This is a genomic window from Niabella aquatica, from assembly GCF_054779315.1.
Genome location: NZ_BAAGYM010000038.1, coordinates 186,895 through 200,008, shown reverse-complemented (window position 1 = coordinate 200,008; position 13,114 = coordinate 186,895). Strand labels below are relative to the sequence as shown.

Genomic DNA, 13,114 nt, shown 5'->3' with positions numbered 1-13,114 from the left:
TAGCTTTATCGGTAAAATTCGATTTACATGGAAATAAAATCAACGTTTGTTTCGATAATAGCGGTGTGCTTATTACACTCAAATGTAGCCCATTCTGAAGATGGAATCATACACGACAAAACTAAAAATACAGTGTCCATCACCGCGCAACGTGGCCATGCAAAGGTAATCATTGATTATTCCAAAGGCTGCTATATCAAGGAGCTATTAATTAAAGGCGATAATAAATTATCCGCTTCAGGAGTATATACAGGCATCACTGTTGGTTCAGATACATATACTTCCCAAATACTTCTTAAAAAACCAACTATTACTATTCATAAAAATAAGGTAGCAATTACAAAAATAACTTACGGCAGTAAGAGCAGGCCAATTGAAGAAAGCTGGACGTTCGTGCTACAAAATAATTCAATTGACTGGTTGTTAAGCCGGAACTACCCTGAGAACATGCAATTGGAAGACATGTCTTTTCCAAAATGGAATTTCGCTAATATTAAAACGTGGAAAGGAGGCATTATAGACAACGGAGGCATGGTTTGGTGTAAATACCTGAACGCTGTTAACGACACATACGGAGTTCATACAGGCGGTACAACATTCTGGGATGAACAAAGCGGCAATGCCCTGTCTATCCAGGCCAGGCCAGCAAAAGGAAGTCACATTGCTACAAAATACTCTCATAGCCCGCAGGGTGAGTTTACCAGCACACAACTTGTAACAAACAGAGCGTTAAAACAACGATATAATCTAAGCAGATTTGTAGGTGGGAAAGCAGATGTATTTGCTCCTGCCTCAGTTAATAAAGGAACAGCTAAAGCACAATTTAGCATCAGCTATGTTGACTATTTTAAAACATATAGCAGAGGAGATTTACGAAATATAAATGCCCCTGCGGTAAGAGAGCTGCTAAACACAACAGCAAGATATGGCGTAGTTGATAATAATATTGTAGGTGGCAACGGATGGACAACTAACTGGAAGTGCCTGCACGAGCCATTTTTTGCACAAATGGCCTTAGCAGTTGCTGACAGCAATTACACAAACAACCTTGCGTCTACCTTAGATCAGGAACGAGACCTGGCTATGTTACCTGATGGCCGTGTACTATCCCGCTGGCACAATGCAAGGGGCGACGAAATCGCGGGTACTTTTAATGATTCAACAGGATATTATGAAGCTATGTGGGGTTATACCATCGATTCCCAAACAGGCTATGTAATTAATGTAAGCGAATTATTCAATCTTACAGGAGATCTAAAATGGTTGAAAGATCATCAGAATAGCTGCCGGAAGGCCTTAGACTGGCTAATTAGACGTGACAGTAATAATAACGGCATTTTTGAAATGAAGAATAATAATATTAGTGAAGCTAAATGTAGCGACTGGATAGATATTGTATGGGCATCTTTCGAAAACGCTTTTGTAAACGCGCAGATGTATGATGCCATGATGAAGTGGGCGAATTGTGAGCGTATTTTAGACAATACTGAAGCTGCAGCAAAATACGAAAGTATTGCCCAGCGATTAAAAGAAAGCTTTAATAAATCAATTGAAAATGGCGGGTTTTGGTCAGAAGAAAAAAAACAGTTCGTGTACTGGAGAGATGATGATGGTTCTGTACATGGCGATAATTTGGTAACCCCTGTTCAGTTTATGGCGATTGCAACAGGCTTGTGTGATGATGCAGGCAGAATTAAAACAATCATTCATCAGATTGAGCAACGTATGGTTGCAGAAAATCTTTTTCACTGGCCATTATGCTTTGACTCTTATAAAAGAGAAGAGGTATCGGGAGGTAACTGGCCTTTCCCGCAATATGAAAATGGAGATATATTTCCTACATGGGGTTATATTGGTGTGCGCTCTTACATTCATTATAATAAAGAGCTTGCTCTAAAGTATATTAATAATCTTTTAGCGCAGTACGAGAAGGACGGACTCTCATCGCAACGTTACAGCAGAACTACACAATCAGGATTAGGCAATGATATTTTATCTGGAATAGCTACAGGAATTACGGCATTGTACTCAGATATATATGGTGTACAACCCAAATGGAACCGCCTGGTAATTGCACCAAATTTGACGCCTGCTCTTTATGGAACAAGGTTTAACTATCCTTTGCGAGGACAAGAATATACTATTGAATTAAAAGAAGAATGGTATAAGGTAAGTACACCATCTTACGATGTAAAAACCCGCATAACCTTTGGGGTGTCTGGCAAAAAAGGACAGTTAACATTTTATCCTGACGATCAGGATAAAACATCATTGTCCATTACCAGACCACTCAATAAAAAAATCAGCCTTCAGGTTTATGTATTCACACCAAAAGAAGTCAGCTTCTCCTTACCTGGAAAAGGCAACTACGAAATTGCTTTAAAAGGGCTGGTACCAAATGCCGAATGTGATATAGTGATAAATGGCAAAAGCAAATCAATTACTTCCTCGAAACAAGGTACCGTTACAATAAAACATGTGCAATAACGGGATCTAAATAATATGGAATTAAAAGTACTTTGTCCGCAATGGGGTTTGGAAGAACTGGATTTGGAAGATTTTATCCTCAAAGTAAAAGAGGCCGGTTACGATGGTATTGATACATGGATACCTGAAGATAAAAATGAACGAAGCAGGCTTACCAGTTTATTAAACAGATATGATTTACAAATGGTAAGCCACCAACACCAGGCAACAGGAAGCGATATTAAAATGTTTTGTAAATCATTTGAAAATTATCTGAACCTGTCAGCTGAAACCAATCCCCTGTTGATCAACTCCCATTCGGGTAAAGATTATTTTTCGACAGATGACCAATGCCGTATTATAGACGTAGCTGAAAATTTTTCTTCCAGATACAATATCCCGATTGCGCACGAAACACATAGAGGTAGAATGCTTTATTGTCCTCAACACGCCCGACAATTATTTCAACTGCGGCCATCTATAAATATAACTGCAGATTTCTCGCATTGGGTTTGCGTTACGGAAAGCTACCTTGAAAATTTTGAATCTATTGTTAATGATGCCATAAACAAAACCATTCATGTACATGCAAGAGTTGGTTTTCCGGAAGGGCCTCAAATTCCTGATCCAGGATCACCATATTGGCAGGAGCCATTGAATATATTTTTAGAATGGTGGCAGCGCATTATGATCAGCAGTAAAAACAGAGGTGCTGAAATATTAACTATAACCTGTGAGTTTGGTCCGGCACCTTATTTGTGGACACATCCTTCCAATAATAAACCAATTGTCTCACAATGGGAAATCAATCTTTTTATGCAACAGTTATTGCGTAAAAACTTTCAGGAGCTTATATAATTACCAAGTTTTTCCTACGACAGGGATAGTAGCACAAAAGTTGAAGTGTGCGACGCAACGATGCTCAATAGTGGTACAAAAGAAGATCTAAAAAATAAAAAAGATAATGCTGTTGTAAGCATTATCTTTTTAGAACATCACAGTAGATTTAAAGGGCTAATGCCGGTTTTTATAAATTAAAGGGGTTTGTGCATCATCATTTAAGCTGTCGCCCACTTTTAATGCAGCAACCTGTTCATTACTCAAAATATTTTGTGTACCATTAAAGGTAGCGCCATCAGGCATATAAGCGCAAGTCATAGCACGACGAAAACCACTAGTCATATTCGGTCCCGCACCATGAATTGTTAAACCATTATGAAAAGAACAACTTCCTGCTTTCATAGGGGCTGCCACTGCATTAACTTTTCTAAAATCAGGATACATATCAAAAACCGCATCCATATTTTTTCCGATACCTAAATTATCAAACGTAGTTTTTTGGAAGGAACCCGGAATAAAATATAAGCAGCCATTCTCTAATGTGGCATCATCTAGCGCAACCCAAATAGACAGTGCCCTGCGATCGCTAAACGACCAGAAAGGAGTATCTAAATGCCATGCTGTAGGATTTGCCCAAGGCTTTTTAATCAATGCCTGATCATGCCAGATTCTTGTACCCTCCCATCCAGCAAGCTTTGCAGCCATTTCTCCAATTCGCTCATCCAGCATAATTTGTTTTACTTTTTCATTGGTTTGCCAGAGATTCAACAACTGATCGAATACTTTTCCAAAATAATCGCTGTCATCATTAATGCCGTCTTCCTCTCCTACTTTGGCTTCGCGGGACGGCATTTTCCTACCGTTCCTGTTTTCTACGGCTTCAGTTACTGCTTCGCGCCAAAACTCAAGCTCTTCATTATTCAAAAAATCATCTATTACCAAAAAGCCGTCTTGCTGGTACTTTTCAATTTGAGCGGGGGTTAAGTTTGTGTTCATATACTACCTTTTTTATTGAGAATAATACAGATGCATTGCAAGCATGTTTCACATCAAATGTATTATATGCAACCTGCGGGGAAAAGAATGAAATGTATTATTATTTATACATTTTGACATTTTTAGCAATCAGACTGGATACATAATATTTTTAAAAAACCACAGCGTTGAAAGAGTTATTCACTGAATACTTCGGTATCTCCATGCAGTCTGGGAGCAATAAATGTTATCTATCTGATTAAATGTTTCGCACAGAAATACTTCCGTGTAGTTTGTGAGAGATAAGATATTGGAGTTGTCCTGAATGTCGCTCACTGAAGTCACAAATTGATACAGAAATTTTTTCAGTCAGGTATAACCCCTCAGCGCTGTATACTTCCCTGCTTTCTGTGGTAAAATATACATCCTCAAAAAATGTTATGCGACCATCAGATTTATTGATACCAGTGTTGAATAATCACCTATTTCACTTCGGCTTTTAAAAAATTTATTCTGTAATTTTTAGGAGAAACGCCAATCTTCTGTTTGAAAAGCCTTGAAAAATAATAGGCTGACTCAAAACCGGTTTGTTCTGCTATTTCATCAACATTAAGGATGGTAGATTCCAGCAATTCTTTTGCCCTTCCAAGGCGTAATTCAAGATGATATTGATGCGGAGAATGGCCGGTAATATTTTTGAAACTTTTCCTGAAAGCTGAATAGCTCATATTTAGCTCATAGGCAATACTTTGTACATTTATAGGTTTGTCAAACGATTCCTGCAAAAGAAATATGGCTTTTGATATAAGCTTTGCAGTTGGATTACCTTCATATTGTTTGTTAAGCAAGGCATTTTTTACAATACCCAAAAGTTGAAGTGCAAGACCGGCAAGCTGTTGCGGATACCCCACAAAAGATGCCTTTGAATAATCTGTTACTTTATTAAAAAGCACAAGCAATTCTTTGCTTAGGCCAACATTTATAAATGGATTTTTTGCATCCGGAAAATTATTCTGCATTAATAAGTTCGCATATTCGCCATGAAATCCAAGCCAGTATTCTTCCCAACCGGATTTACTATCAGGCTTATAACGATGCCAAACCCCGGGAAACAGAAAGAAACAGGTGCCTTCTGTTATTTCTTTAGGATCAGTATGTGCCGAGCAAAAAACACCGCTTCCTCTGGATATAAAAACTAAATAATAATCGTTCAAGGTTCTGCCCCTGTCCCAGGTAAGCTGATGACTTTGCGGGTGTTGCTGATTAGGATAAGGATCATGTGGTTCAACCTTTGAGTATCCCATAGCTGTAACATAAAAACCCCATTTTTCTTCTATATTCCCTATTTTTAAATACTTAAAAAAACTATTATTCATTATGGCAATCCTATTGTTCACAAGTTAGCTAAACATTTTTTATAATTCACTCTATAACGCTTTTAAAAAAGCAGCTCTATTTTCTTTTACCAGAAACTCATAGTTACCGAAGGCGCCTACATAATCAGATAGATTTATACACCGGGGGGCCGGGTTACCATTTGGATTATATAAATGCATTGTTTTTTGTAACAGGCATTTTTTGCGTTATTCCTTTCAAAATAGTTTATTTACCACAGCTAAATTTATAAGAAAGGTTGCAGGTGTTTTATCAGACACACCTGCAACTCGCCAGGATATTCTCTTACCTTTTCCGGGGTTGTTGCCGGACCCTGTCCAACTATTTCCCGAATCTCAATGTGTTTAGCTGTTTTACCAGCCCGGGTTTTGTTTCAATTTATCGTTAAGAGAAATCTGTTTAGTTGGCAACGGTAATAGATAGTTTTTTTGCACGTCAAACGAACGCTGGGAACCCGGTTGCAATAATTTATACCCATTTTCTAACTGGTTGGCCGGTGCATTATAAAACTTACTCGCATAAGTACTCCCAGCTACTGTTATTGTTTCTGAGCTCCATTCTGTGCCGGTAACTTTAATGCTCAACACAGACTTTGGAAGTTCTTGTTCTGCAATCTTCCACCTACGTAAATCGTCCCATCTAAAACCTTCAAAGGCAAGTTCTACCGACCTTTCTCTTCTGATTTCTGTTTTCATATCCAGCCCATTTGCCTGTATCAATGCATTCGTTAAATGCGGCATGCCCACCCTGTCTCTCAGTTCATTAACAGATAAATTTAAATCTGTATCAGAGATAGCGTTATTTTTTTCGAATACGGCTTCTGCATAAATAAGCAATACTTCAGCATATCTTAAAACATTCCAATCGAAAGGACCTGTAGCATTGGGTCCCGGAGTTGCCACTTCAGAAATAAACTTATACAACATGTAACCTGAGTTTATGTTCCGGTTATTATCAACTCCTGGCCATTGCGGGCGAAAAGCATCATATTGCGGACGAACAATGCTCTTGGCCGGAAGTATCAGGGATTGCGTCATCCGGGAATCCCTGTTATAAAATTCGGTACGGCATGAGTCATATCCTCTGAATAAAGGTGATTTATTAATAGGCAATCCATCAGTACATAAATACATATCAGCTATCTTTTTTGTGGGATTCAGATTCCCCCAGGATACACCATACACCCATCCATGAGGATTAATATTTAACCGATATTTTTTTGCAATAACAGATTCCGGATTGTCTTCGCTGGTTTTATCAATAAATAAATACCTGTAGCTTTCCGCTGCTTTGCCTTTATACAGGGAATATGCCTTGCTGTCAATAACACTTTTAGCTTCTGTTGCAGCCTGCTCTAACAAAGTGTTGGCGTCACCGCTTGCATGATATTTACGCCAGGTACCTTCAAACAAACAAACTCTTGCTTTAAATGCCCGCGCAGCCTCTTTAGTAATCCTTCCTGTTTTAGCATCTGCTTTAGCAGGCAAATATGATATCGCCTTATTTAAATCAGACAAGATTGAATCTACCAGTACTTCCCGCGTAGCCCGTGCATCATACACTTCAGGATCTGTTTGCAGAAGAACCTTATTTATAATAGGAACACCGCCGAACAATTTCATCAATTTAAAATAATCATACGCGCGAAAAAAATATCCTTCGCCCAGATAAGCTAGAACATCATTTTTTATTGCCGAATTCTCCCCCTCTACAATTAGTTTATTAGCATTTCTGATGTGCGCATAACCGTTATTCCAATTACCGTCTTCCTCTGGCGCTACATTAGTTCCCGAGCTCACAACATCTATTCCGGTTCCAAAAGTGATATCGGACATGTTATCATTGTAACCCGGATCATCTAATGTATTTGCATAAAACCAGTTGGCCGCCAGTTGAAAATCGTTACTGGTTTTCCAATATGCAGGATCTGTTATTTCTGATTGAGGTTTAAGATCAAGAAATTTTTTACAGCCTGTAATTAATATAAACAGCAAAAGCACTATCGCCAGCCATGAGTTATATTGTATAATAGAGTCAACTTTTTTCATTTTCATTATTTTTAAAAGTTAATCGTAGCACCAAATGAAAAGGTTCTGTACATAGGATAATTGTTCTCATAAAATGTATAATTATTAGGATCTGGATTGGATTCTTCCGGATCATACATATGGTCCCAGGTACCTTTGGCCCATTCAAAAATATCCTGGCCACTAACGTAAATTCTGAAATCCCTTAACTTGAGCTTGCTCAGCTGTATGGTTTTAAACGTATACCCTATGGATAAGTTTTTCATTCTTAAATACCTTGTATTTTCAAGCCACAAACTGGAGAATTGATAATTATTTCCTTTTACAGTTCCGTTATTAGATAACCGGGGATATTGGGCGGATGTATTATCCTCATTAAAAGTTCTGCCATAAAAATAATCAAGCGGCTGGAACCAGGAGTAGCTGAATGGCACACCAAAGTTTCCATTTCCTCTCCATACATACTTATTACCTGTTCCTTGCAAAATGAAAGAAAGATCAAAGTTCTTATAGTTCAAACCTCCTGTAATGCTGTAAGTGAACTTAGGAATTTGCGAGCCCAGGAAAACCGCATCGCCATTGAATCCTTTTGACTTATCACCATAAGCAGTAATTTGTCCATCACCATCCAAATCCTCATACATCACATCGCCGATACCTAATCCGCCATAACCATTAGGACGCAAAGCAGGAACAATTCCTTTGCCTGCATATTTAGCTGCATAGGCATCCAGCTCAGCCTGTGTTCTGATTACGGATCCCTTGTAACCGAAATAAGAATAAAGCGGGTATCCCTGCCGTGCTGATGTTAAACCAACATTGTAAGCATCCTGTCCCTGCAAATCTGTTATTACATTGGTATTATAGTTCAAAATAGTGCCCAAATTAAATTTCACGTTCCCTATCATACTATTCCAGGAAGCGTTAATTTCCCAGCCTTTGTCCAACAAGCGGCCTGCATTTAAACTTGGCGCTGCCGCTCCAAGCGTTGCCGGATAGGTAACACTTACCAGCATGTTCTTATTATCCTTGCGATAAATATCAAAAGAAAGGAACAGCTTTGATTTGAACATGGAAAGGTCTATTCCAAGATTTTTTGTCTCAATGGTTTCCCAGGTTCTTTCTGGTGAAGCAATACCATTTAAGGAAGCCATTTTTGAAATAGATGTGCCATCAATTGGATATTGTCCGGCAATTCTGATTAATTGAATATAATCGAATAAACCAAGAGAAGGAATATCCTGGTTACCTGTTTTACCCCAGGACACCCGGGCTTTAAGCATGTTTACGATATCGCGGTTGATAAGGTTTTTAAAAAATTTCTCTTCAGATATTTTCCAGGCAGCAGAAATGCTGGGATAAATATCACTCCAACGCTTATCAGAAGAGAATTTTGAGCTTCCGTCTTTTCTTAATGTACCTTGTATATAATATTTCCCATCAAATGAGTAGCTACCGCGACCAAAATAAGATAACAATGCCCATGGATTATTATCCCAATAATCCCCGGCGCTTAGATTTTTAGGATCTGATAATGGCAATGTAAATATTTCATTACTTGTAAAATCAGCTCCCTGCATATAACGGGACTCACGGGTAAACTTTTCACCTGAAGTACCAAGCATCAACTTAATTTCATGCTTATTGATTATTTTATCATAGTTGACATAAGTACTTAGATTTTTGTACATGGAGTTCCAGTTATAATACCTTGCAGAATTGGGCTTATTACGAATAAGTGAATTAACGCTATTATCCCAGTTAAATTCTTCAACAGTGGCTAAATTAGATTTCTCATCATAGCGCTCCTGGTTAATACCTAGCTGGCCGGTCCACACAAGGCCCTTAACTGGCTCCCAATCTAACTTAACATTATTTCTCCATCTTGCATTTCTTACAGTTCTCAGGCCTCCCATTTCCAATTCCTGGATGTTATTTCCGTAACCCTGATAAGCATAGTAATTACCAGCTGGATTTCGTAATGGTACATAAGAGAATATTTTTAAACCAATATTAATTCCATCATTAAGCATTGAAGGCTCCTTAACTGTAAGATCGTCATAAGACGTATTTACGTTAAGTTTCAGATTCTGAAGAAGATTAACCTGTAAATCGGCTCTTAAATTATCTCTTACAGAACTGTTTTTACCGGAAACAATATTTCCATTATCGCGGCTATCGCCAAAAGAGACCATATAGGTGGCCGTTTTGCTGCCACCAGAAACACTTACGTTATGCGTAGGCCTTGAAGATGTTTTAAAAAGCGATCCATACCAATCTCTTGATTGATAGAACATAGGATAAGACTGTAAACTCCAATTTTCTCCAGGCCCAAACCCGGGATCATTTGCTGCTATTTTTGCTAACGTTTCATCCGAAAATGTTTGCGGATCTCCGTCATTTTTATTGGCTTCATTAAACATTTTTACAAGATGCTCTGTAGTAGCAGGCTTTTTTAAAATGGCCGGATCTTTAAATGCCATATTAAATGAGTAAGAAATATTGGGCTTATCAGAAGCTTTCCCCCTTTTGGTTGTAACCAGTATCACACCATCACCAGCACGGGCTCCGTATATAGCGGCGGTGGCATCTTTCAAAACGGTAATATCTTCTATATCCTCAGGGTTTATTAAGTTCAGGTCACCGGGTATTCCATCTATTAAAACCAGGGGTACATTTCCATTTATTGATGATACTCCCCGGATGGACATTTGGTAGCCCTGGCCACCAGGCTTACCACTGTTTCTTGTAACAGATACGCCCGGGATCAACCCTTGCAACGCATCCATAGTACCGGCAACCGGCCTCGATTTCAGCTTATCACCCGATAACCTAACAACAGAGCCTGTTAAATCTCCTTCTTTCAGTTTAGTTCCATAACCAATAATAATAACTTCATTTAAATCAGTAGTTGCTTCTTTTAAAACAATGTTGATCGTTGATTCCCCTGTTATACGAATCTCCCGGGTGACATACCCTACTCTGCTCACTTCAATAGTTGCATCGTCAGGAGCATCTATTTCAAATGCGCCCTTCTCATCTGTTAAAGTCCCCTGCCTGCTTCCTTTAACAACAATGCTCACACCTTGCAATGGCGCCCCTAAACTATCTGTTACAATACCGCGTATAGGAACTACGCGCATCATTTGTTGTAATGATGTCACTGCAATTACTTTATCATTGATTATTCTATAGATTAATGCATTAGAATTAATTAACTTTTCAAGCACCTTGCTTAGCGGCATATCTTTCGTTTGCAGATTGACCCGAATATTATCAGGAATAGCATTGGCATTATATACAAACCTGTATGCAGTTTTTTTTTCAATCGCTTCAAAAGCCTTGTGCAAGCTTACATTGTTCAGGTTTAAATTAAGCTTAAGCTCTTGTGAATATGTTGTGGCAGAAACGTGCAAGCAACACAGCAAAATAAAAACAATAGTCATTTTCATATAGAAAATTGTTTTTTCAGGCATCCTATTCAATGAATAGAGCACCCATAATTTTTTTTTCATACTTTTACATTTATCGGTTTATTTGGTAAAAAGCTCCCCTGCTTCAATTCTGGAAAGAAGGTTGAGCTACTGAATGAGCAATGGGGAATGTGTCAGCATTTCCCATTTTTTTAATCTCTTTGATATATAAGGCTATACCTGCAAGTTCATCTCATATGACATTTTGTTTTAAGGGTGAATAAATAGATTACCGTTCTATAGAAACGTAATCTTTATGTCTGTTATAATGAAAGGGAGCAATCGCTTGTAGCACTTGTAAAGCTTCTTCCAGCGTTTCGTCTTCAAATCTTCCCGTAAATCTGTACTCCTCAATTTCGGCTTTGTTAAAAGTTATTTTAACACTGTAGCGCCTTTGCATTTGTAAGGCCAGATCATAAAATGTAATATCCTTAAAGATCATTTTTTTCGCCATCCATGCAGTATCCGGCATTATGTTGGTTTGTGGATCAGGCAAAATCGATGCTTTTACCAGCAATTGTTTATCGTCTGAATTTGGTTTTATCTTCGGGTTATTCTGAACAATTATTTTTTGATTGGGGACTAATACTATTTTCTCTCTTTGCTTTTCCTTAAACATTACTTCTACAGAACCACTTATCAGGGAAGCAACCGCAGTAGCATCCTCCGGGTAAGATTTTATATTAAATACAGTACCCATATCAATTGCATCAAAATTTTTAGTATGCACAATAAAAGGATGCAATGAATCATGCTTTACGTCAAAAAGCGCCTCACCAACAAGTGTCACCTCCCGTTTACCATCATTAAAACCTGTGTTGTAAGTTATGGTTGAATACGAGTTGAGCCAAACCTTGCTCCCATCGGGTAAGATCAGATTAGTTGTAGACTCTGCCTGTGTAGATATTTGTGTAATATTTAATGTTCCAGAGTTCCTAAAATATCCATTTACAAAAAAGAAATAAACAGAACTGCTTATTAACAGCAGAATAGCTATTGAAGCAGCAATTTTCCGGGAAAAAAATATGCTTTTTTCCGGCTTATGGATCATTTTCCCTGATTCAATAATATCCCCGAGTTTGTTAACCTGAATATCTGAAAATACTTCCGTGCCAAGAGAGGCAAAAATCTCTTTTAAGGCTGATTTTATTTCCTGCTCATGCTCTTTCTTATTCAAAAGCTGCATAAGCTCATCAAACTCCTTACGAGAGCAGGTACCCAAAGCAAATTTTCTGAGAAGCTGATGAATATGCGGCATAACTATATATAAGACGTATGCCAGAAGAGAATGTACTACTATCCCTTAAAAAAAATAAAAATCACTTCGAATGCTTTTTTACATAAGAGGCAATTTGCTCCATTGCTTTGGCAAGCTGGTTTCTTACTGTATGGGGCGAAACCTCCATTATTGCAGCAATTTTATTGCGTTGCAGTCCCTCAGATTTACTTAATAGGTAAACCGATTTTCGCTGTGGAGAAAGATGCTCAATAGCCAGCTGAATAATTGCATGATACTCCTTGTCCTGTAAATAATTTTCAGGATTTGAGGTGTTAATATCATCCAGCCTTTTCCATAATTCTGCTTTTCTTTTTTGATCCGATGCTGCAGATCTTAAATAATCAATTACTCTGTTTTCTGCAATCTGATACAAAAACGCTGAAATATTACTTATCTCCGGTATACGGCTGCGAATCGTCCATAATTTTAAAAAAACATCTTGCAATATATCCTTTGCCTGTGCATCGGATTTTACCATTTTGAATAAAAAGGTATATAACTGAGATTCGTACTCCCGAAACAATTCAATAAAAATCTGTTCTAATACATCATCAGAATACTTTGCTTCATTATTAAATTCATCTTCATACATATGAATTTATGTTTTCAAGTTATAGAGAATACTTTTGCAAAAAAACAGGTAAAATAAAGATAGTGTA

At 37.9% G+C, this 13,114-nt stretch carries 8 protein-coding genes; 2 read left to right on the top strand and 6 right to left on the bottom strand.

Annotated elements, in window-relative coordinates; all coding sequences use genetic code 11:
• Nucleotides 1-27: 27 nt before the first annotated feature.
• Both ACYVBM_RS20545 and ACYVBM_RS20540 read left to right on the top strand, forming a co-directional pair.
• Complete coding sequence (locus tag ACYVBM_RS20545; protein WP_460687578.1) at nucleotides 28-2,487, top strand: alpha-L-rhamnosidase-related protein; 2,460 nt, start codon at nucleotides 28-30, stop codon at nucleotides 2,485-2,487.
• A 15-nt stretch (nucleotides 2,488-2,502) separates the two neighbouring features.
• Complete coding sequence (locus ACYVBM_RS20540; RefSeq protein WP_460687577.1) at nucleotides 2,503-3,324, top strand: sugar phosphate isomerase/epimerase family protein; 822 nt, start codon at nucleotides 2,503-2,505, stop codon at nucleotides 3,322-3,324.
• A gap of 156 nt (nucleotides 3,325-3,480) precedes the next feature.
• Here the strand turns inward: ACYVBM_RS20540 and ACYVBM_RS20535 are convergent, their stop codons facing one another.
• The 6 genes from ACYVBM_RS20535 to ACYVBM_RS20510 form a co-directional block, all read right to left on the bottom strand.
• Complete coding sequence (locus ACYVBM_RS20535) at nucleotides 3,481-4,302, bottom strand: phytanoyl-CoA dioxygenase family protein (protein ID WP_460687576.1); 822 nt, start codon at nucleotides 4,300-4,302, stop codon at nucleotides 3,481-3,483.
• Nucleotides 4,303-4,763: 461 nt separating this feature from the next.
• Nucleotides 4,764-5,678, bottom strand: a complete 915-nt coding sequence (locus ACYVBM_RS20530; RefSeq protein WP_460687575.1) for an AraC family transcriptional regulator — start codon at nucleotides 5,676-5,678, stop codon at nucleotides 4,764-4,766.
• Between the two features lie 351 nt (nucleotides 5,679-6,029).
• A complete protein-coding gene (locus tag ACYVBM_RS20525; RefSeq protein ID WP_460687574.1) occupies nucleotides 6,030-7,724 on the bottom strand; it encodes a RagB/SusD family nutrient uptake outer membrane protein in 1,695 nt (564 codons plus the stop codon).
• Nucleotides 7,725-7,735: 11 nt separating this feature from the next.
• Nucleotides 7,736-11,218 (bottom strand): SusC/RagA family TonB-linked outer membrane protein, encoded by a 3,483-nt coding sequence (locus ACYVBM_RS20520; RefSeq protein WP_460687573.1) that lies wholly within the window; start codon nucleotides 11,216-11,218, stop codon nucleotides 7,736-7,738.
• A 187-nt stretch (nucleotides 11,219-11,405) separates the two neighbouring features.
• On the bottom strand, nucleotides 11,406-12,434 hold the full coding sequence (locus ACYVBM_RS20515) for a FecR family protein (RefSeq protein WP_460687572.1): 1,029 nt from the start codon (nucleotides 12,432-12,434) through the stop codon (nucleotides 11,406-11,408).
• 61 nt (nucleotides 12,435-12,495) lie between these two features.
• Nucleotides 12,496-13,047 (bottom strand): RNA polymerase sigma factor, encoded by a 552-nt coding sequence (locus tag ACYVBM_RS20510; protein WP_460687571.1) that lies wholly within the window; start codon nucleotides 13,045-13,047, stop codon nucleotides 12,496-12,498.
• Between the last annotated feature and the right edge of the window lie 67 nt (nucleotides 13,048-13,114).